The organism is Nonomuraea sp. NPDC059023 (genome assembly GCF_042740095.1).
Lineage (GTDB): Bacteria > Actinomycetota > Actinomycetes > Streptosporangiales > Streptosporangiaceae > Nonomuraea.
Genome location: NZ_JBHYIO010000020.1, coordinates 1 through 20,426 on the forward strand (window position 1 = coordinate 1; position 20,426 = coordinate 20,426).

At 70.1% G+C, this 20,426-nt stretch carries 16 protein-coding genes and 1 rRNA gene; all 17 read left to right on the top strand.

Translation table 11 applies throughout. From position 1 onward, the window contains the following. Positions 1-91, top strand: a 5S ribosomal RNA gene (gene rrf, locus ACFWYW_RS30660); the annotation flags it as partial. 590 nt (positions 92-681) lie between these two features. Then, positions 682-2,001 (top strand): bifunctional folylpolyglutamate synthase/dihydrofolate synthase, encoded by a 1,320-nt coding sequence (locus ACFWYW_RS30665; protein ID WP_379628004.1) that lies wholly within the window; start codon positions 682-684, stop codon positions 1,999-2,001. An 85-nt stretch (positions 2,002-2,086) separates the two neighbouring features. Then, positions 2,087-2,428, top strand: coding sequence for a DUF4233 domain-containing protein (locus tag ACFWYW_RS30670; RefSeq protein WP_379628006.1), 342 nt, complete (start codon positions 2,087-2,089; stop codon positions 2,426-2,428). 11 nt (positions 2,429-2,439) lie between these two features. Continuing rightward, positions 2,440-4,218: a hypothetical protein gene (locus ACFWYW_RS30675; protein WP_379628008.1), complete on the top strand. Its 1,779-nt coding sequence runs from the start codon at positions 2,440-2,442 to the stop codon at positions 4,216-4,218. 106 nt (positions 4,219-4,324) lie between these two features. Then, positions 4,325-4,774 carry a nucleoside-diphosphate kinase gene (ndk, locus tag ACFWYW_RS30680; RefSeq protein WP_379628010.1) on the top strand — a complete coding sequence of 150 codons (450 nt, stop codon included), beginning with the start codon at positions 4,325-4,327 and terminating at the stop codon, positions 4,772-4,774. Between the two features lie 838 nt (positions 4,775-5,612). Further along, the gene (locus ACFWYW_RS30685) at positions 5,613-6,644 is read left to right on the top strand and encodes a rod shape-determining protein (RefSeq protein ID WP_184973123.1); all 1,032 of its coding nucleotides are present in this window, start codon (positions 5,613-5,615) and stop codon (positions 6,642-6,644) included. Continuing rightward, a complete protein-coding gene (gene mreC / locus ACFWYW_RS30690; RefSeq protein ID WP_379619164.1) occupies positions 6,644-7,522 on the top strand; it encodes a rod shape-determining protein MreC in 879 nt (292 codons plus the stop codon). Before ACFWYW_RS30685 ends, mreC begins: the two co-directional genes overlap by 1 nt. Continuing rightward, positions 7,519-7,983 (top strand): rod shape-determining protein MreD, encoded by a 465-nt coding sequence (gene mreD / locus ACFWYW_RS30695; RefSeq protein ID WP_379619166.1) that lies wholly within the window; start codon positions 7,519-7,521, stop codon positions 7,981-7,983. The genes mreC and mreD overlap by 4 nt, the downstream gene beginning before the upstream one ends. Next, positions 7,980-10,022: a penicillin-binding protein 2 gene (gene mrdA / locus ACFWYW_RS30700; RefSeq protein WP_379619168.1), complete on the top strand. Its 2,043-nt coding sequence runs from the start codon at positions 7,980-7,982 to the stop codon at positions 10,020-10,022. Before mreD ends, mrdA begins: the two co-directional genes overlap by 4 nt. Further along, positions 10,019-11,185: a rod shape-determining protein RodA gene (gene rodA, locus ACFWYW_RS30705; RefSeq protein ID WP_379619170.1), complete on the top strand. Its 1,167-nt coding sequence runs from the start codon at positions 10,019-10,021 to the stop codon at positions 11,183-11,185. The genes mrdA and rodA overlap by 4 nt, the downstream gene beginning before the upstream one ends. Positions 11,186-11,189: 4 nt before the next feature. Then, a complete protein-coding gene (locus ACFWYW_RS30710) occupies positions 11,190-11,369 on the top strand; it encodes a hypothetical protein (protein ID WP_379619172.1) in 180 nt (59 codons plus the stop codon). A gap of 20 nt (positions 11,370-11,389) precedes the next feature. Next, positions 11,390-13,300, top strand: coding sequence for a TIGR03960 family B12-binding radical SAM protein (locus ACFWYW_RS30715; protein ID WP_379619174.1), 1,911 nt, complete (start codon positions 11,390-11,392; stop codon positions 13,298-13,300). A gap of 311 nt (positions 13,301-13,611) precedes the next feature. After that, on the top strand, positions 13,612-14,376 hold the full coding sequence (locus ACFWYW_RS30720) for a TIGR03936 family radical SAM-associated protein (protein ID WP_379619176.1): 765 nt from the start codon (positions 13,612-13,614) through the stop codon (positions 14,374-14,376). 141 nt (positions 14,377-14,517) lie between these two features. Further along, positions 14,518-17,292, top strand: coding sequence for an Rne/Rng family ribonuclease (locus ACFWYW_RS30725; protein WP_379619178.1), 2,775 nt, complete (start codon positions 14,518-14,520; stop codon positions 17,290-17,292). Positions 17,293-17,523: 231 nt separating this feature from the next. Then, positions 17,524-17,826, top strand: a complete 303-nt coding sequence (gene rplU / locus ACFWYW_RS30730; protein ID WP_183647442.1) for a 50S ribosomal protein L21 — start codon at positions 17,524-17,526, stop codon at positions 17,824-17,826. A gap of 19 nt (positions 17,827-17,845) precedes the next feature. Next, positions 17,846-18,103 carry a 50S ribosomal protein L27 gene (rpmA, locus tag ACFWYW_RS30735; protein WP_184973142.1) on the top strand — a complete coding sequence of 86 codons (258 nt, stop codon included), beginning with the start codon at positions 17,846-17,848 and terminating at the stop codon, positions 18,101-18,103. A 685-nt stretch (positions 18,104-18,788) separates the two neighbouring features. After that, positions 18,789-20,141 carry a GTPase ObgE gene (gene obgE, locus ACFWYW_RS30740; protein WP_379619181.1) on the top strand — a complete coding sequence of 451 codons (1,353 nt, stop codon included), beginning with the start codon at positions 18,789-18,791 and terminating at the stop codon, positions 20,139-20,141. Positions 20,142-20,426: the final 285 nt, after the last annotated feature.

Below are 20,426 nucleotides of genomic sequence, written 5' to 3' on the forward strand. Positions count from 1 at the left end.
ACCCGGTTACATTCCGAACCCGGAAGTTAAGCTTCCCAGCGCCGATGGTACTGCACTCGGGAGGGTGTGGGAGAGTAGGTCACCGCCGCACAAAACATGCAAGAGGAGAAGGGGTCCGACCGGCTGGTCGGGCCCCTTCTTCGCGTTCCGAAGGGGCTGTCCCGCCGTCGTGGGGTGGCCCCTTTTTCTGCGTTCCCCCGGAGGCGCTGGGTTTCCCCGAGGCATCGGCGACGGTTCACCGCCCCCACCCTGCACCGGCGGGCGCGCTTACCGCCTCCCACCCTGCACCGGGAAGGGCTTGCAGCCCCTCCCCGCCCGCCTCGCCTCCCACCCGCCTCCCATCCGCGTCGCCCTCCTCCACGCTTGTCAAGCGCCGGTGCGGCGAGCACCCTCTGCGGACGTGAACGGCGCAACGCGCACGGCGCCCGCCCGCAAGGGCTCGCCACCCTCCCGGCCACCTCGCCCTCCCACCCGCGGCGCCCTCCCCGACGCTTGTCAAGCGCCGGTGCGGCGAGCACCCCGCGCGGGCGTGTTCGACGCAACGCGGACGGTCGTCAACGCTTCTGGGTGCGCCGGGCTCTTCGCGTGCTCGTTGCCGCTTGGCTGGGCGGGGTGGCGGGGGCCCGGGGTGGTTGGCTGGTCAGTGGTCTGGGGGGTGGAGGTGGTCAGTAGGGTTGGGGGGTGGACTATCGTGCGGTTGAACGTGCGATCTTGGAGCGGGGCGTCGAGTGGAAGTTCGAGCCGACCCTGGACCGGATCGCGGCTCTCTTGGATCTGCTCGGCTCGCCCCAGCGGGCGTACCCTGTCGTGCATATTGCCGGCACCAACGGTAAGACCAGTACGGCGAGGATGGTTGAGGCGCTGCTGCGGGAGCGGAATCTTCGGGTGGGGAGGTTCACGAGTCCGCACCTGGTGTCGATGCGTGAGCGGATCTGCGTGGATGGCGAGCCGTTGAGTGAGGAGCGGTTCGCTGAGGTGTATGAGGAGATCGCGCCTTATGTGGAGTTGAATGACACCACGGGGCGGCGGATCCAGTTCTTTGAGTTGTTGACGGCCATGGCGTTCGCGGCGTTCGCGGATACTCCGGTGGATGTGGCGGTTGTCGAGACGGGGATGGGTGGCACATGGGATGCCACCAACGTCGTCGACGGGCAGGTGAACATCATCACGCCCATCTCGCTGGACCATACCGAGCGGCTGGGGCCGGATGTCGCGTCCATCGCGGGGGAGAAGGCGGGCATCATCAAGGCCGGCTCCACCACTGTGCTTGCGCAGCAGGAGCTTGAGGCCGCTGAGGTGTTGATGCGGCGGGCTGCTGACGTTGGAGCGGTTGTCGCGCGGGAGGGGCTCGAGTTCGGGGTGCTCAACCGGGAGATCGCCATGGGCGGGCAGCTGCTCACCCTGCGCGGGCTCAAGGGGGTGTACGAGGATGTGTATCTTCCGCTGTACGGGGCTCATCAGGCTGGGAATGCCGTCACCTCGCTGGCGGCTGTCGAGGCGCTGACGGCGGGGGACGATCCGCTTGGCATCGAGCTGGTACGGCAGGCGTTCGCCCAGGTGACGTCCCCCGGACGGCTCGAAGTGGTGCGGCGGGATCCGACGGTCGTCATCGACGCGGCGCACAATCCTGGTGGCATGCAGGCCACGCTTGACGGGCTGCACGAGGCGTTTGACTTCGCCAAGGTGATCGGGGTCGTCGCGGTCATGCGGGACAAGGACGTCGCCACGATCCTGGACCTCCTGGAGCCCGTGCTGGAGGAGATCATCGTGACCCGCAACTCCTCGCCGCGCTCCATGGCGCCGGAGGAGCTGGGGGCGCTGGCCGAGGGGTACTTCGGTGCGGATCGGGTGCATGTGGTGGACCGTCTCGACGAGGCCATCGACCGCGGCATCGGGATCGCGGACGCGGAGGGCGAGTTCAGCGGGACCGGGGTGCTGATCACCGGTTCGGTGATCACGGCCGGTGACGCGCGATACCTGCTGAAGGTGGACGGTCAGTGACCCGCCCCACCTGTGCCGCCGGGTTGACCGGCGGCGCGAGCCGTACCCTGTGGTGGGGCGGTTGTGCCGGTGAGAGGGGTGTGAGGTGAGTTTCGTCGTCACGCCGGGCATGCGCAGGCTGGGTGCCAGTGTGCTCGGGATGGAAGCGATCATGGCCGGGCTGATTACGCCCGTGGCGATTACGGTGAGTGGTGTCGCGCCGGCGCTGGCCATGGTGGCGGGACTGGGGCTGGCGGTGCTGTGCATCGTGGCGATCGGGCTGCTCAAGCGGCCTGTCGGGTACGTGGTCGGCAGCCTGGTGCAGGTCTTGGCGATCGCCACGGGGTTCCTTGTGTCCATGATGTTCTTCCTCGGCGCGATCTTCGCGGCGCTGTGGATCACCGCGATATTCGTCGCTCGCCGTGTCGAGGGCGTGACTTCCCGCTAAAGTCGGCCTACATGGCCGTCCCCCCAATCCAGCGGTCCCCGAACGCGGCTGCCGCCGGGCCCACCGCAGGCGCGAAGTTCCCGTGGTTGCTCGACCTCGTGCTCGGGCTGCTCATCGTGGCGGCTCTGCCGCTGGCGATCATCGCGATCCCCAACACCGTCTCCGTCGTCGCCGATCTGCTGCCGGCGGAGATCGACCGGGTCGGGCTGATGCGCGCGCACGGGCTCGCCCTTCCGGCGATGATGCTGACCGTCCCGCTGGCCGCCGTGGCGCTGCGCCGCCTGCGGGTCACGTACGTGCTTGTCGCCGGGCTCGCCCTGCTGGCCGTGGCCGACGCGGCCGGCGGCTACGCGGGCACCTCGTTCATGGTGGGCGTGCTGCGCGTGCTCCACGGTGTCGGCGCCGGCGTGCTGATCCCCGCCACGCTGGTGGCCGCCTGGGGACGTCCGCCCGTGGTACGCGCCGTGTGGGCAGGCATGCTGGCCGTCAGCCTCCTGGCCGCCCAGGCGCTCGCGCTGTGGCCGCTTCACCAGGTCGATCGCTGGCAGGTCACGCTCCAGCCGTACCCGCTGCTGACCGGGATCGCGCTGGGTCTCGCGGCGGCGTACCTGCTGGTCTGGTTGCTGCAGGGTGAGGGCGCGTCGCCGACGCCCCGGGCCAGGGAACGTAGCCGGTTGCTGCTGGCGGCCGTTCCCGCCGCGGGCATCGCGGTTCTCGCCATCAGTACGGCCAGCCAGGACTGGAAGGCCGGGCTGGTGGTGCTGGTCGCCGTGTTGTCCATCGCGGCGCTGCTGGCCCTGGCCACGATCGGGACCGGTGAGAGCCGGACGCTGGCCTACACGTTCGTCGCGATCGGGGTCGTACTGCTGCCGACCGTGGCGCAGGTGACGTATGTGGAGATGGGCGGGCTTGGCGGGCCTGGGCTGAAGGGGTTGTGGCTGCCGTTCGTGGTGGCCGCGGTGCTGGCGGTCGCGGCCGGGGCCGGGGTGGCGTTGTTCGGCGGGTCCGCGCTGCGGTGGCTGGCGCCCGCCGGGTTGCTGCTGGTCGTGCTGGGGCTGGCCACGGTGCGGCTCATGGTGCCGGCGCCGGAGGGGACGGTGCTGGTGGTGCCGTTCACCCTCATGGCCGTCGGGGCCGCGGTGGCGCTCACCGCGGCGCTGCGGCAGACGAGTGTGGGCGTGGCGCTGTTCGGGCTGGCGTTGTGCTTTCCCGGGGTGCTGTCCGGGTACCTGCTCGGGACCGGGGTCCAGGTCATGATGCTGCGCGGGCAGCGGTCGGCCCAGGGGATCGTGGACGCGTTCGTCGAGGCGTTGCACACGTGGGCGCTGATCGGCGGGTTCCTGACGGTGGCGGTGATCGTGCTGGGGGCGTTGCTGGCTCGGCGGTCGGGCGGGGCCGTTGAAGAGGGTGACGGGTCTGCTGCGGGCGGTGCCGTACCGGATGGGGCTTCTGACGGCGAGGACTCAAGTCTGGAGGAGCGGCCGGGCGTCAAGGCCTTCGTGGTGGCGGACGCTCGAAATGAGATGGATGCCGTGGAGACGGACTCGGAAGACGCTGGGGCGGAGCGGGACGACGCGGGCGGCGTCGGGGCCGCGCCGGCCGACGAGGTGGCGGAGCTGGATGAGGAGGACCGGCCCACGGGGGAGATTCCTCGTGTCGTGCTGCCCACGCCGGTCAACGGGGACTCGCCGGAGACGGCCGATCCCGCCCGGGTGGCCGATGAGCGCGACGGGCCGTCGCCCGCGGTGCCGCCGCCCGCTCAGTCGCCCGAGGACAATGAGCGGCCCTGAGTGCCGCGAGAGCAGGGGAACCGTCGCGGGACGGTAAGCTGTGCCGCGTCGCCGCTACGCGAGGACGGAGACCGTCTCGTGGTGCGGACTCGCGGAGCGAATGCTGATGCTCGCCCCCACAAATCCGTTCAAAGGAGAACCTCACGTGTCCGAGCGCACTCTTGTCCTGATCAAGCCTGACGGGGTGAAGCGTGGCCTCATCGGTGACGTGATCGCCCGCGTGGAGCGCAAGGGCCTCAAGGTCGTCGCCATGGACCTGCGCACGCTCGACGTCGACACCGCCAAGGCCCACTACGCCGAGCACTCCGAGCGGCCGTTCTTCGGCGAGCTGGTGGAGTTCATCACCTCGGCGCCGCTGGTGGCGCTGGTGCTGGAGGGGCCGCGTGCGGTCGAGGCGTTCCGGGCGCTGGCGGGGCTGACCGACCCGGTCAAGTCCGCTCCTGGCACGATCCGCGGCGACCACGCGCTGGAGATCGGCGAGAACGTCGTCCACGGGTCCGACTCGCCGGAGTCGGCCGCCCGGGAGATCAAGATCTTCTTCCCGGACCGCTTCTAGTCCCCGGCGCCCCGGTCCCGGCCCGGGCGCCCTGCCCGTCTGCGCCCGCACAGCTCCGTCTGTGCGGGCGTTTTCGTCTTCTCTGGGGTTTTTGGGGTTCTTTGGGGTTACGGCAAGCCCCCCATACCGCCGACCGCCGTCGTGGGCCGGCGGCCTCTTCCGTGCGGCTGGCAGTCGGACGGGGTGCTCGCCACTACAAAGCACGTCTGGCCGGACGCCGTGGCCTGGCTGAGCGCCGTAGAGGGGCGCCGGGCTCCACCGCGCCACGTCCCGCCGTGCGGCGCCTGAAAGAGCTCCTGGGGCCGTGGGGGTGGGTAGAGCTGAGCGAGGTGGTCCCGGGGGAGGTGCGGAGCAGGTGTGGAATGCGCATGTGCCGGGCGGAGCGGTGCAGCTGGAGCGGCACGGGTGGGGTGGTGGCGGGCCGGGTGGTGGCGGGCGGCGCGCATGGGGCGGAGGGTGCCGGGTGGGGCTCGTGCAGTGGGGTGCCGGAAGGTGCGCATCGGGCGGCAGATGGCGGGTGGGTTTGGGGCGGTGGGGTGTGTCCGGAGGCGGGATACGGCGTGCGGTGGGTGTTCTTGGGTTTGGCCTTGGAGGGGGTGGGTGTTGGGGCTGGAGTTGGTGGGCGGGGGTGGGTGTCAAAAGGGGGTGATGGCTGGCTATATCGGGCTTGGTGTGGGGGCTATCGAGGGCTGATGGGGTAAAGAGGGCGATACCGGAGGTACGCAAGATTTTTCTGGGACGGTGGTGCTCATTGTGCTCACTGGTGGGTACGTCACGTTACGATTCGAATGCGATCCGTAGTCATCAGTGAAGGACGTTACGGAAGGCTCCGTTCCCCATGGGCAGCAAGCTCGCCTTTCTCGGCCGCGACATGGCGGTCGACCTCGGCACCGCCAACACGTTGGTCTACGTGCGCGGCCGAGGCATCGTGCTCAACGAGCCGTCCGTCGTGGCCATCAACACGGCGACCGGCAAGATCGTCGCGGTGGGCATCGAGGCCAAGCGCATGATCGGGAGGACGCCCGGCAACATCGTCGCCGTGCGCCCGCTCAAGGATGGCGTGATCGCCGACTTCGACGTCACCGAGCGTATGTTGCGGTACTTCATCCAGCGTGTCCACAAGCGCCGCCACTTCGCCAAGCCGCGCATCATCATCGCGGTGCCCAGCGGCATCACCGGGGTTGAGCAGCGGGCGGTGAAAGAGGCGGGGTATCAGGCGGGGGCCAGGAAGGTCTACATCGTCGAGGAGCCCATGGCGGCGGCGATCGGCGCCGGGCTGCCGGTTCACGAGCCGACCGGGAACATGGTCGTCGACATCGGCGGCGGCACGACCGAGGTGGCCATCATCTCGATGGGCGGGGTCGTGACCAGCCAGTCGATCAGGGTGGGCGGTGACGAGCTCGACCAGGCGGTGATCACCTTCGCCAAGAAGGAGTTCTCGCTGATGCTCGGTGAGCGCACCGCCGAGGAGATCAAGATGGCGATCGGGTCGGCGTGCCCGACCTCCGACGAGTGCCACGCCGAGATCCGGGGGCGCGATCTGGTCAGCGGGTTGCCGAAGACGATCGTGGTGTCCGCCGAGGAGATCAGGAAGGCCACCGAGGAGCCGGTCAACGCCATCGTCGACGCGGTGAAGACGACGCTCGACAAGTGCCCGCCGGAGCTGTCCGGCGATCTCATGGATCGTGGCATCGCTCTCACCGGTGGCGGGGCCCTGCTCAAGGGGATGGACGAGCGCATCAAGGCCGAGACCGGCATGCCCGTCCATCTCGTGGAGAACGCGCTCGACTCGGTCGCGCTCGGCTCCGGCAAGTGTGTCGAGGAGTTCGAGGCGCTGCAGCAGGTGCTCGTTCCGGAGTCGCGGCACTGATGAAGGACACGCGCCGCGCCCGGCTCATCCTAGGACTGCTGCTGACGGCGGCGCTCGTGCTCGTGACGGTCGACCACCGCACCGGCGACGGCTCGCCGTTCACGGCGCTCAGGTCGGTGGGCTCCTGGGCCTTCGGCACCGCTGAACAGGGCGCTACCACGCTGGCCAGCCCGGTGACGGGGTTCTTCGGGGCTCTGGCCAACGCCCCGAGTGCCCAGGCGGACATCGAGCGTCTCAAGGCGGACAACGCGCGCCTGCGCGCCCAGATCGCGGCCGGGCGGCTCGACGCCTCGCGCTCGGCGGAGCTCCGGCGGCTGCTCGGGCTGGCCGGGACGGGCGGCTACAAGGTGGTGACGGCCAACGTCGTGGCCAGGCGCGGGCAGCCGGGGTTCGAGGAGGCCGTGGAGATCGACGCCGGCACCGACGACGGCGTACGCGCCGAGATGACCGTGCTCAACGCCGACGGGCTGGTCGGCCGGGTGATCAGGGCGGCGGCGACCACCTCCACGGTGGTGCTGCTCAGCGATCCCGCCTCGGCCACGGGCGCCCGGATGGAAGGCGGCAACGAGATCGGCGTCGTGCACGGTGTGGGGGAGAACGGGCGGCTGGTGCGGTTCCGGCTGCTCGACTCGACCGCGCCGATCAACCGGGGCGCCCGGCTGGTCAGCTTCGGGTCGCAGCGCGGCATGCCGTACGTGCCGGGGGTGCCCGTCGGGGTGATCGAGCGGGTCGAGGCGACACCGGGTGAGCTGACCCGCATCGCGTACGCGCGTCCGTATGCCGATCTGACCGCGCTGGACGTGGTCGGGGTGGTGGTCCAGGCGCCCAAGCGGGATCCGCGCGACGCGGTCCTGCCGGCGAGGGCGAGCGCGCGATGATTCCGGCCCTGGTCGTCGTGGTGGCGGTGCTGTTGCAGCTCATCGTGGTCAACCGGCTGCCGCTGCCCGGCGGCGGGATGCCCGACCTGGTGCTGCTCGCGGTGGTCGGGGTGGCCATGATGCGCGGGCCCGCGATGGGGGCGGCGATCGGGTTCTGCTCGGGGCTGCTGGTGGACGTGGTGCCGCCGACGGCGCACGTGGCGGGGGAGTACGCGTTCGTGCTCACGGTCGTCGGGTTCCTGGCGGGGCGCGGGCTGGGCGGCGTGGTGCCGACGGTGGTGGCCTGCATCCTGGCCGCGCCGCTGCTCGCGGCGGTGGTCGGCGGGCTGGTCGGCGAGCAGGGGGTGACGCTGGCGGCGGTGGCCGTCAAAGCGCCGGTCACGGTGGTCTACACGCTGGTCGCGGCGCCGGTGGTGATCTGGGCGGTGACCCGGGGGAAGCAGCCGAGGTATGCGGTATGAGCAGGATGAGAACCCGGCTGGTCGTGCTGAACGTGCTGGTCGTCACGCTGATCGCGGTGCTGGCCGTGCGCCTGTGGCAGGTCCAGGTGGTACGCGGGATCGAGTACGTCTCGGCGGCGGCCGAGACCAGGACACGCGGCGTGGTGGTGCCGTCGGTGCGAGGGCAGATTCTGGACGCCGCGGGCCGGCCGCTGGTGCGTAACCGGACCGCGCTGGTCGTTTCCGTGGACCGGACCTCGCTGACGCGCATGCCGCGCGGCGGCCAGGAGGTGCTGGAGAAGCTCGCCGCCGTGCTGGGCCGGCCGGTCAAGCTGCTGGAGAAGCGGATCCGGTCGTGCGGGCCGGGGGTGACCAGGCCGTGCTGGCCGGGCTCGCCGTACCAGCCGATTCCGATCGACGAGACGGTCAGCACGCGTGAGGCGCTGCAGATTCTGGAGCGGCAGGAGGAGTTCCCGGGGGTGACCGCGGAGGTGCAGGCGGTCAGGGAGTATCCGCACGGCAAGGCGGCTGCGCAGCTCGTCGGGTATCTGCAGCCGGTCACGCAGGAGGAGCTGGAGAAGCGCGACGGGCTCAAGGCGGCCTTCTCGGGTGTCGACCTGGTGGGGCGGGACGGGCTGGAGTCCGTCTATGACGAGGCGCTGCGGGGCAAGCCGGGGCTGCGCCGGGTCCAGGTGGACAGGCTCGGCAAGGTCATCGGGGTGGAGCAGCAGGTGGCGCCGGTCTCCGGGGACACGTTGATCACCAGCATCGACGGGCGTGTGCAGGCGATCGTGGAGAAGGCGCTCGACGGGGCCATGAAGCGGGCGCCCAAGGCGGACGGCGCGGCCGGGGTGGTGCTCGACGCGCGTACCGGGCGGGTGGTGGCGCTGGCCAGCGCGCCCGGCTACAACCCGGCGATCTGGACCGGCGGGATCTCCGAGAAGGAGTACCAGGATCTGCTGTCGGACAAGGCGGGGCGGCCGCTGGTGTCGCGGGCGATCAAGGGGACGTTCGCGCCCGGCTCGACGTTCAAGGTCTCCTCGGTGGCGGCCATGCTGCGCTCCGGCTACCCGCTGAACGGGACCTACGGCTGCCCGGGGTCGTTCATGGTGGGCGACCGGCCGTTCAACAACTTCCGGGGCATCGGTCTGGGCACGCTGAGCCTGCACACCGCGCTGGTCAAGTCCTGCGACACGATCTTCTACAAGTCCTCCTACGAGCAGTGGATCAAGGACGGCGGGCTGCATCCGAAGAAGCCGCCCCGCCAGCCCTTCGAGAACACCGCCAGGGCCTTCGGCTTCGGCCGGCCCACCGGGATCGACCTGCCGGGCGAGTCGGCCGGGCGCATCCCCGACCGCGACTGGAAGAAGGACCTCTGGGGCCAGACCAGCGCCGACAACTGCAAGCGCTCGCGCACCGGCTACCCCGAGGTGAAGAGCGCCTCGCGGGCCGCCTTCCTCAAGCGCCTGGCCTACGAGAACTGCGTCGAGGGCTACCTGCTGCGTCCCGGCGACGCCGCCAACTTCTCCATCGGGCAGGGCGACGTGCTGGTCACGCCGTTGCAGCTCGCCGCCGCCTACGCCGCGCTGGTCAGCGACGGCAGGCTGCGCAGTCCGCGCGTGGCCTGGGCGAGGGTACGGCCGGACGGCACGCTGGTCCAGCGCATCGACCCGCCGGTCACCGGCAAGCTGCCGATCAGCGAGAAGGAACGCGCGTACATCAAGAACGCGCTCAGCCAGGTCGCCTCCGACGGCACCGCGGCCGGGGCCTTCAGCGGGTTCCCCATGGACCAGGTGCGCATCGGCGGCAAGACCGGCACCGCGGAGGTGTGGGGCAAGGAGGACACCTCCTGGTTCGCCTCGTTCGCGCCCACCGAGAAGCCGCGGTTCGTGGTGGTCGCCATGGTCTCGCAGGGCGGGATGGGCGGGTCCACGGCGGCGCCGGCCGTACGGGAGATCTATGAGGGCATCTACGGGATCAAACAGCCGGCCGCGCTGCCGGACGGAAAACCCGTCTCCAAGCTGCCGATGATCGCGCGGGACGGGACGGTCACCCGATGACGGACCGCACGCTGCTGGCCAGGCGCCGCTCGTTCACCACCCGCGCCGTGGGCGCGCAGTCGACCGTGTGGCGGCTCGACGGCGTGCTGCTGGTCTCGGTCGCGGCGTTGTGCGTGATCGGCACGCTGCTGGTGTGGTCGTCCACGCGTACGTGGGCGCCGGGCTCGACGGGGCTGGTCAAGAAGCACGTGCTGAACCTGGCCATCGGGGCGGCGCTGTGCGGGGCGGTGGCGATGATCGACCACCGGCTGCTGCGCGCGTACGCGCCCGTGGTCTACCTGGTGACGCTCGTCGGGCTGGCCCTCGTGGTCACGCCGCTCGGCACCACGGTCAACGGGTCGCACTCGTGGATCATGCTGGGTGGCGGGTTCGCGGTGCAGCCGTCGGAGTTCGCCAAGCTCGGGCTCGTGCTGATGTTGTCGATGCTGCTGGCCCAACCGGCCGAGGGCACGGATCGGCCGCGCGGGCTGGACATGATGTTCGTGGTGGTCATGGCGGCGATCTCGATGGGGCTCGTCATGCTCCAGCCGGACCTCGGCACCACGCTGGTGCTGGCGGTGATCACCGTGGGCGGGCTGGTGATCGCAGGGGTGCGCAAGCGGTGGATGATCCTGCTCGTGCTCACCTCGGTGGCGGGCGCGGTGGCGGTGTGGATGCTGGATCTGCTGGAGCCGTACCAGGTGGCGCGGTTCACGGCCTTCATCGACCCGAGCGTGGACCCGCGCGGCGTCGGCTACAACTCCACGCAGTCGCTGATCGCGATCGGCTCCGGCCAGTTGTTCGGCAAGGGACTGCTGGACGGCGGGCAGACGACCGGGCGCTTCGTGCCCGAGCAGCACACCGACTTCATCTTCACCGTCGCCGGCGAGGAGTTCGGCTTCCTCGGCTCGGTGACCGTGGTGGCATTGCTCGGCGTGGTGCTGATCCGCGGGCTGAAGATCGCCCGGCAGTGCGAGGACCGATTCGGGACGCTGGTCGCCGGCACGATCGTGTGCTGGCTGGCCTTCCAGACCTTCGTCAACATCGGGATGACCGTCGGCATCATGCCCATCACCGGGCTCCCGCTGCCCTTCGTCTCCTACGGCGGCACCGCGACCTTCGCGAATCTCATCGCAATTGGGCTGCTACAGGCGATAAGGATCAGGGAACAGGCGTTTAATTAGAAGCATGTTCGTGGCCTACTGCGACGAGTGCGGGGACCGCTTCCTGCTTCCCGCCAGCCACGTCGTCGCCGTGCACAATCTCGCCAGCGGCGTCATCGTTGTCGAGCTGACCTGTTACGAGAACCACCGCGTCCTCGTCATGAGCGGAAACGACATCGACATCCAGGGACCTGCCACCGTCTGAGCGCGGATAGGCTTGGACCCATGTCTGTCGAGTCGATTTTCCCACGCCTGGAAGCGCTGCTGCCCAGAGTGCAGAAGCCGATTCAGTATGTCGGCGGTGAGCTCAACTCGACGGTCAAGGACTGGGACGAGGCGGACGTGCGCTGGGCGCTGATGTACCCGGACGCCTACGAGGTGGGGCTGCCCAACCAGGGCGTGGCGATCCTCTACGAGATCCTCAACGAGCTGCCCGAGACCCTGGCCGAGCGCACGTACTCGGTCTGGCCCGACCTCGAGGCGCTGATGCGTGAGCACGGCGTGCCGCAGTTCACCGTCGACGGCCACCGCCCGGTGCGCGCCTTCGACGTGCTCGGCGTCTCCTTCTCCACCGAGCTCGGCTACACCAACATGCTGACCGCGCTCGACCTGGCCGACATCCCGCTGCTGGCGGCCGAGCGTGGCGAGGACGACCCGATCGTGCTGGCCGGCGGGCACGCCGCCTTCAACCCCGAGCCGATCGCCGACTTCCTCGACGCGGCCGTGCTGGGTGACGGCGAGCAGATCGCCATCGCCATCAGCGAGGTCATCCGCGAGTGGAAGCACGAGGGCAGCCCCGGCGGCCGCGACGAGCTGCTGATGCGCCTGGCCGAGTCCGGCGGCGTGTACGTGCCCAGGTTCTACGACGTGGACTACCACCCCGACGGCCGCATCAAGCGCGTGGCGCCCAACCGGCCCGAGGTGCCCTGGCGCGTCCACAAGCACACCGTCATGGACCTCGACGAGTGGCCCTACCCGAAGAAGCCGCTGGTCCCGCTGGCCGAGACGGTCCACGAGCGCTTCAGCGTGGAGATCTTCCGCGGTTGCACGCGCGGCTGCCGCTTCTGCCAGGCCGGCATGATCACCCGTCCGGTCCGCGAGCGCTCGATCACCACGATCGGCGCCATGGTCGACAACGGCATCAAGGAGTCCGGCTTCAACGAGGTCGGCCTGCTGTCGCTGTCGTCGGCCGACCACTCCGAGATCGGCGCGGTCGCCAAGGGCCTGGCCGACCGCTACGAGGGCACCAACACCTCGCTGTCGCTGCCCTCCACCCGCGTCGACGCCTTCAACATCGACCTGGCCAACGAGTTCTCCCGCAACGGCCGCCGCTCCGGGCTGACCTTCGCCCCGGAAGGCGGCTCCGAGCGCATGCGCAAGGTGATCAACAAGATGGTCACCGAGGAAGACCTCATCCGCACCGTCACCACCGCCTACTCCCAGGGCTGGCGGCAGGTCAAGCTCTACTTCATGTGCGGGCTGCCCACCGAGCGCGACGAGGACGTGCTCGGCATCGCCGACCTGGCCAAGAAGGTGATCCAGGCCGGTCGCGAGGCCACCGGCTCGCGCGACATCCGCTGCACCGTCTCCATCGGCGGCTTCGTGCCCAAGCCGCACACGCCGTTCCAGTGGGCCGCCCAGGCCGACCACGAGACCGTCGACCGGCGGCTCAAGGAGCTGCGCGACGTCGTCAGGAACGACCGCCAGTACGGGCGGGCCATCGGCTTCCGCTACCACGACGGCAAGCCGTCCATCGTCGAGGGCCTGCTCTCGCGCGGCGACCGCCGGGTCGGGGCCGTCATCAGGGCCGTCTGGGAGGACGGCGGTCGCTTCGACGGGTGGAGCGAGCACTTCTCCTACGACCGGTGGATGGCCGGCGCCGCGAAGGCGGGCGTGGACGTGAGCTGGTACACCACCCGCGAGCGCGAGGAGAACGAGGTCCTGCCGTGGGACCACCTCGACGCCGGGCTCGACCGCGAGTGGCTGTGGCAGGACTGGCAGGAGGCGGTCAACGAGACCGAGGTCGAGGACTGCCGCTGGACGCCGTGCTACGACTGCGGCGTCTGCCCGACGATGGGAACCGAGATCCAGATCGGGCCGACCGGGAAGAAGCTTCTGCCGCTCACCGTGGTGTGACGCGACACGCGCGGGCGACCGGACGGGCCACGGAATTGGGTCAAGGTTTCGCCGTGACGGCGGGCTGTATGTCCGGCGTGGGAAGCGATCCCCATGATCGGCGCCCGCCCACGTCGGCGGGTGGCGTGGGGATGGCTTCGCCGTAACTCCGGACGAAAGCCATAACGGAGAGCTACCAACATCGGCGCGCATAGAGAACAGCGCGTACAGTCTCCGCGCGAGGCGGCTTATCCTGTGAGGAGGAAACTCTGACACGGGAAGGACGCAACGCTCTGAAACCTGTTCCCGACGGGCCACCGCCCGCGCCCACGGTGCAGCGGCTTCGCGTCCGCTACGCCAAGCGCGGCCGCCTGCGCTTCACCAGCCACCGCGACATCTCGCGGGCCGTCGAGAGGGCGGTCCGCCGTGCCGGTATTCCGGTTGCCTTCAGCGCGGGCTTCTCGCCCCACCCCAAGATCTCCTACGCGGGCGCGGCGCCGACCGGCGTCGCCAGCGAGGCCGAATACCTTGAGATCGGTGTCACGGAGCCGTGTGATCCCGGACGGATCCGCGCCGACCTGGACGCTTCCCTGCCACCCGGTCTCGACGTGCTCGAAGTGGTCGAAGCGCGCTCCGGTGGCCTGGCCGATCGCCTGGAGGTCTCCACGTGGGAGCTGCGGTTGCCCGGCGCGGATCGCGAGCTGGCCGGCGTGGCGGTGGAGAAGTTCCTCGCCGCCGGCACCGTCGAGGTTGAGCGCCTCACGAAGAAAGGCCCCCGCCGCTTCGACGCGCGGGAGGCGGTGCGGATGCTTGAGATCTCCGAGGGAACGGAGAGAACCGCAGCTCAGGTGCCCGGACAGTCGTGTGTCATACTGCGCATGGTTGTTCGGCACGTGACTCCTGCCGTTCGACCCGACGACGTGCTCACAGGATTGCGCCTTGTGGCCGACTTCGCGCCGCCGGTTCCCCCCGAGGTAACCAGGCTGGCGCAGGGGCCGCTGGACGCGTCCGGTGGGCCTGCCGACCCGTTCGACCTTGACCGCGACATCACGCGCGGCGGCGAAGCGGGACCGGCGGGCGAGCACGCCGCCGGATAGGAACCGCCTGGCGGCCCGCCAGGCGTATCCGCTGACAGGACTTGGCGCCAACACCCCATACGGGGCGGGGGCGGACAACGAGACACGAGGGCTCCTGCGCGGCGCGGCGACGCGCCCGGGAGCTGACGGGAGAGCGCCCGCATGCTCGAGAACGAGCCCAACGGCGGGGCCAACGGCCCCGACGGGGAGACAACTGAAGATCAGCCCACAACCAAGCCGCGCCGGGCCGCCCGGCCGGCCGGGCCGCCTCCGGAACTGCCGGAGGAGGCCGCGCCATCCGTGCTGACGGTGCCCGCCGGTCAGGTGACCAGCCCGGCCGAGGAGGCCGTGGCCGAGGCCGTCGAGCCGCCCAAGCGGGCTGCCAGGAGCCGGTCCACGGCGACGACGACGCGCCGCCGTACCAAGAAGGCCGAGGAAGGCGAGGAGCCGGCCGCGGACGAGAAGCCCAAGCGGGTTTCGCGCCGTGCCGCCGGTCCGCCGCCCGAGGTCGAGGATCTTCCCGCGAGTACGGCTGCCGCCCTCGGGAGCGCTCCCGCGGAGGAGGCGCCGGTCAAGCGGACGCGGCGCACTGCCAAGGCCAAGGCCGAGCCGGTCGAGGAGGAGGCCGCCGCACCGGTCAAGCGGACGCGGCGTACGCGCAAGAAGGCCGAGGAGGAGCCGGAGAGCCCGGTCGAGACCGCGGTCGAGACGGTCGTGGCAGAGGCCGCGCCCGTCGTCGAGACCGCGGCCGAGGTGCTGGACGAGCTGCCCGAGGTCGAGCCGCTCGACGACGAGCCCGCCGGCGAGGACCTCGACGAGGACCAGCCCAACCTGCTGGCCGACCCGTTCGGGCTGACCGCGCGGCGCATGGAGCAGGGCGGCGCGTCCTTCGAACGGCCGGCGGCGATCTTCGCCCCGCTGTTCCAGGCGCCCGACCCGAGTCAGGCGCAGCCGGTGGCGCCCCGCCGTCCCGAGCCTGAGCCCGTCGTGGCCGAGGTGGTCGAGGAGAGCGCCGACACCGACACCGACGCGGAGCTCGACACCGACACCGACGGCGATGCCGACAACGAGGACGAGAGCGGCGGGCGCCGCCGCCGGCGCCGTCGTGGCGGCCGCGGACGGGGCAAGTCCCGCGAGCGTGACGACGCCGACGACTCCGACGACGAGCAGGACGACGACGAGGAGCAGGGCGAGGACGACTCCCAGGAAGAGGAGGCCTCCAGCTCGCGCCGCCGTCGCCGGCGCCGCCGCCGCGGCTCCGACGAGCAGCCCGAGGCGGCCAGCGACGACCCGCCGAACACCGTGGTGCGCATCCGCGCGCCGCGCTCCGGACGGGCCGCCGCGCTCGACACCTCCAGCGACGGCGTGCAGAGCGTGCGCGGCTCCACCCGCCTCGAGGCCAAGAAGCAGCGCCGCCGCGAGGGCCGCGAGCTCGGCCGCCGGCGCCCGCCGATCATCACCGAGTCCGAGTTCCTCGCCAGGCGCGAGTCCGTCGACCGGATGATGGTGGTGCGCCGCCAGGGCGACCGCACCCAGATCGCCGTGCTGGAAGACGGCATCCTGGTCGAGCACTACGTCAACCGCGAGGCCAGCCAGTCCTACGTCGGCAACGTCTACCTGGGCAAGGTCCAGAACGTGCTGCCGTCGATGGAGGCGGCCTTCGTCGACATCGGCAAGGGCCGCAACGCCGTCCTGTACGCCGGCGAGGTCAACTTCGACACCGCCGGGCTGGAGGGCCAGCCCAAGCGCATCGAGGCGGCGCTGAAGTCCGGCCAGTCGGTGCTGGTGCAGGTCACCAAGGACCCGATCGGTCACAAGGGCGCCCGGCTGACGTCGCAGATCAGCCTTCCCGGCCGTTACCTCGTGTACGTCCCGGACGGTTCGATGACCGGCATCAGCCGCAAGCTGCCCGACAAGGAGCGCACGCGGCTCAAGAGCATCCTCAAGAAGGTCATGCCGGAGAACGCCGGCGTCATCGTGCGCACGGCCGCCGAAGGCGCCTCGGAGGACGAGCTCGCCCGCGACGTGTCCCGGCTGTCGGCGCAGTGGGAGGCCATCCAGAAGAAGGCCAAGTCCGCGAGCCCGCCGGAGCTGCTGTCGGCCGAGCCCGACCTGACGATCCGCGTCGTGCGCGACGTCTTCAACGAGGACTTCACCTCGCTCGTGGTCCAGGGCGAGGAGGCGTGGGAGACGGTCGACGAGTACGTCAAGTACGTCGCTCCGCACCTGGCCGACCGCCTGAACCGGTGGGAGGAGGAGACCGACGTCTTCGAGTCCTACCGGATCGACGAGCAGCTCGGCAAGGCGCTGGAGCGCAAGGTGTGGCTGCCCAGCGGCGGCTCCCTGGTCATCGACCGCACCGAGGCGATGACCGTCGTCGACGTCAACACCGGCAAGTTCACCGGCCAGGGCGGCAACCTGGAGGAGACGGTCACCAGGAACAACCTGGAGGCGGCCGAGGAGATCGTGCGCCAGCTACGGCTGCGCGACATCGGCGGCATCATCGTGATCGACTTCATCGACATGGTGCTGGAGTCCAACCGCGACCTGGTGCTGCGCCGGCTGCTGGAGTGCCTGGCCCGCGACCGTACCAAGCACCAGGTGGCCGAGGTCACCTCGCTGGGTCTGGTCCAGATGACGCGTAAGCGGGTCGGCCAGGGGCTGCTGGAGGCGTTCTCGACGCCGTGTGACTGCTGCAACGGCCGCGGCCTGATCGTCTCCACGGAGCCGGTCGAGTCCAAGCCGGAGCCGCGGGGCACGCAGGGCAAGATGGCGGTCGAGAAGGCCGTCGCGGACAAGGTCTCCGCGGCTTCCGGAGCCGGGAACCGTGATACTGTGACCGGTGCGCTTGACGACGTCCCATCCGAGGATGACCAGGCGAACCAGACTTCTGGCAGGGGGCGGCGACGCTCCCGCCGAGCCAAGTCGGCCGAGTAGCCAGGCGCTCCCGCCAGGGAGCGCTCCTCGGTTGACAGTCCGTCGATCCGTCCGGTTCGACCAGGGCACCGCTCATCCGGTACCCTAGTCAATCGGTGCGTCCAGCGGCGCGCCCTGTTCGCGCGCCTCTCGGATCGTCGGTTTTCCCGACAGGTTCCGAGTGCTGGGCGCAGCATTCGGTGGTGGCCGATGTGATCGGTGACCACAAGCAGACAGTAGAAGGGTTCCGCGGTGTACGCGATCGTTCGTTGCGGCGGCAGGCAGCAGAAGGTCTCCGTCGGTGACGTCCTCGAGGTGGACAAGGTCGCCGGCGAGGTCGGCTCTTCGGTTTCGCTGCCGACGGTGCTCGTCGTCAACGACGGCGATGTGACCACGGAGGCGGGCAAGTTCCTGGTGAGCGCCGAGATTCTCGGCGAGACCAAGGGTCCCAAGATCCGCATCCTCAAGTACAAGAACAAGACCGGTTACAAGAAGCGCCAGGGTCACCGTCAGCGGTACACCCAGGTGAAGATCACCGGCATCAACCAGGCCTGAGTCACGGGAGTTTTGCGAGATGGCACACAAGAAGGGCGCGTCGTCCACCCGGAACGGCCGTGACTCCAACGCACAGCGGCTCGGCGTCAAGCGGTTCGGCGGCCAGCTGGTCAACGCGGGCGAGATCATCGTCCGCCAGCGCGGCACCCACTTCCACCCTGGCGACAACGTCGGGCGTGGGGGCGATGACACGCTGTTCGCGCTGGCTGCGGGGCATGTGCAGTTCGGGCGCAAGCGCGGGCGTCGCGCGGTGAGCATCGTTCCGGTCGCGGAGTAAATCAACGCCGACTGACGTTCCTAAGGGGTGGGTCACTTGACCCGCCCCTTTAGGCGTTCCAGGGGGTTTTGTTCCTCTGGAGCTGTTGGGTGTTTGGGTTTTTTTGGCTGCGGTGCTGTTGGTTTGGGTGCTTTGGTCTTCGGGCTTTTGGTCTTCGGGCTTTGGGGTTACGGCAGGCCAGCCCTCCGCCACCCGCCGTCGTGGGCTCGCGCCGATCGTGGGGATCGCTTCTCACGTCGGACGTGGTGCCCGCCGTAACGGCGGTGTGTTGGGCGGGTACCGTGGCTCGGCTGAGCGCCGTACCTGCGGCGCCGGGTTCCGCCGCACGGCCCCTCGCCGCGCGGCGCCGGACAAGCACCCGCAGCCACGGCACCGGATGCCAAGGCGCTCGCAGTCACGGACCCAATGGCACGGCGCTGGATGCCGCGGCACCGGGTGCCACGGCGTCTGGTGCGACCGGTCCCTAAGGGGCTGTTGGCCCTTGCGTCTCAAGTGCCGGGGTGGGGGTTTCGCGTCGTAAGGGTGTGGCTGGGCGTTGTGGGTTTTGGGTTGGGCCTCTCGGGTTGTGCCGCTTTCAGGGTGATGAGGGGTTGGTCTGTCTGGTGCTGGGCGGGCTGGGTGTGGGATTGAGCTGGGAAGATGGACTTGTGTTCCGTTCGGGAGCACGTGGGAGTAAGGGGCGGTAATGCCGGACTTCGTGGACCAGGTGGTTCTGCATGTCAGGGCCGGTGACGGAGGGAACGGCTGCGCCTCCATCCACCGGGAGAAGTTCAAGCCGCTCGGCGGCCCCGACGGGGGCAACGGCGGGCGGGGTGGGGATGTGATCCTGGAGGTCGATCCCAACACCGCCACCCTGCTCGAATATCACCGTCGGCCGCATCGCAAGGCGGACAACGGCAAGCAGGGGCAGGGGTCCAACCGGGACGGGGCCAACGGCGGTGACGTGGTGCTCACGGTGCCCAACGGGACCGTGGTCAAGGACGCCGACACCGGTGAGGTGCTGGTCGACCTGGTGGGGGCCGGGACCCGGTACGTGATCGCCGAGGGCGGGCATGGCGGGCTTGGGAACGCGGCGCTGGCCAGCACCAAGCGGAAGGCGCCCGGGTTCGCGCTGCTCGGGGAGCCCGGTGACGGGCTGGACGTGATGCTGGAGCTCAAGAGTGTCGCGGATGTGGCGCTTGTCGGGTTCCCCAGCGCGGGGAAGTCGTCGCTGATCGCGGCGTTGTCCGCCGCCCGGCCCAAGATCGCGGACTATCCGTTCACGACGCTGATCCCCAACCTCGGCGTGGTCACGGCGGGGGAGAACATCTTCACCGTCGCCGACGTACCTGGGCTCATTCCTGGGGCCTCGCAGGGCAAGGGGCTTGGGCACGAGTTCTTGCGGCACGTGGAGCGGTGCGACATGCTCGTCCACGTCATCGACTGCGCCACCCTTGAGCCGGGACGCGACCCGATCACCGACTACGAGGTCATCGAGGCCGAACTGGCTGCCTACGGCAAGCTGGAGGACCGGCCCCGCATGGTCGTCCTCAACAAGGCCGACGTGCCTGACGCGCGCGAACTGGCCGAGATGGTACGCGCCGAGTTCGAAGCCAAGGGCTTGCGCGTCTTCGTCATCTCGGCGGCCACACATGACGGCCTGCGCGAGCTGACGTTCGCGATGGGCGAGTGGGTCGCCGCGGCCCGCGCCCAGAAGCCGGTCGAGGAGCCCACCCGGCTGGTCATCCGGCCCAAGCAGCTCGGCGAGACCGGGTTCAGCGTGCGTAAGGTCAGCGAGAACCAGTTCCAGGTCACCGGCGAGAAGCCGGAGCGCTGGATCCGCCAGACCGACTTCACCAACGACGAGGCCGTCGGCTACCTGGCCGACCGCCTGGAGCGGCTCGGCGTCGAGGAAGCCCTGGCCAAGGCGGGAGCGGTCACGGGCGCCGAGGTGATCATCGGCTCCATGGAGGGCGGCTACATCTTCGACTGGCAGCCGACCCTTTCCGCGGAATCCGCCCGCCAGGGGCCCCGTGGGTCAGATTCCCGCTTCGCCTGAGTGATCCTTCTGTCCGGCTCTTTCCGTCCGTTGCGGGCGCTTTCTATCCGTTGCGGGCGCTTTCTATCCGTTACGGGCTCTTTCTATCCGTTACGGCAAGCCGCCCCCACCCCCGCCCGCCGACGCGGGCCGGGGTGTCGGGGCGGCGCCCGACAGCCGGACGTGGCACCCACCGCAACAAGCCCCGGTAACCCGGCCGACGGGGGCTGCCGCCCGCGCGACGAGCCCGGTTGCCCGTAGGGCTACCACCCGCAGAGCCGGCCCGCTTGCCGGGCGGCTGTCGCC

Excerpts from the sequence above, each read along its gene's own strand:
- ACFWYW_RS30675 (WP_379628008.1), top strand. The coding sequence starts at position 2,440 with ATGGCCGTCCCCCCAATCCAGCGGTCCCCGAACGCGGCTGCCGCCGGG.
- ndk (WP_379628010.1), top strand. The coding sequence starts at position 4,325 with ATGCTCGCCCCCACAAATCCGTTCAAAGGAGAACCTCACGTGTCCGAG.
- ACFWYW_RS30685 (WP_184973123.1), top strand. The coding sequence starts at position 5,613 with ATGGGCAGCAAGCTCGCCTTTCTCGGCCGCGACATGGCGGTCGACCTC.
- mreC (WP_379619164.1), top strand. The coding sequence starts at position 6,644 with ATGAAGGACACGCGCCGCGCCCGGCTCATCCTAGGACTGCTGCTGACG.
- mreD (WP_379619166.1), top strand. The coding sequence starts at position 7,519 with ATGATTCCGGCCCTGGTCGTCGTGGTGGCGGTGCTGTTGCAGCTCATC.
- mrdA (WP_379619168.1), top strand. The coding sequence starts at position 7,980 with ATGAGCAGGATGAGAACCCGGCTGGTCGTGCTGAACGTGCTGGTCGTC.
- rodA (WP_379619170.1), top strand. The coding sequence starts at position 10,019 with ATGACGGACCGCACGCTGCTGGCCAGGCGCCGCTCGTTCACCACCCGC.
- ACFWYW_RS30710 (WP_379619172.1), top strand. The coding sequence starts at position 11,190 with ATGTTCGTGGCCTACTGCGACGAGTGCGGGGACCGCTTCCTGCTTCCC.
- ACFWYW_RS30715 (WP_379619174.1), top strand. The coding sequence starts at position 11,390 with ATGTCTGTCGAGTCGATTTTCCCACGCCTGGAAGCGCTGCTGCCCAGA.
- ACFWYW_RS30725 (WP_379619178.1), top strand. The coding sequence starts at position 14,518 with ATGCTCGAGAACGAGCCCAACGGCGGGGCCAACGGCCCCGACGGGGAG.
- rpmA (WP_184973142.1), top strand. The coding sequence starts at position 17,846 with ATGGCACACAAGAAGGGCGCGTCGTCCACCCGGAACGGCCGTGACTCC.
- obgE (WP_379619181.1), top strand. The coding sequence starts at position 18,789 with ATGCCGGACTTCGTGGACCAGGTGGTTCTGCATGTCAGGGCCGGTGAC.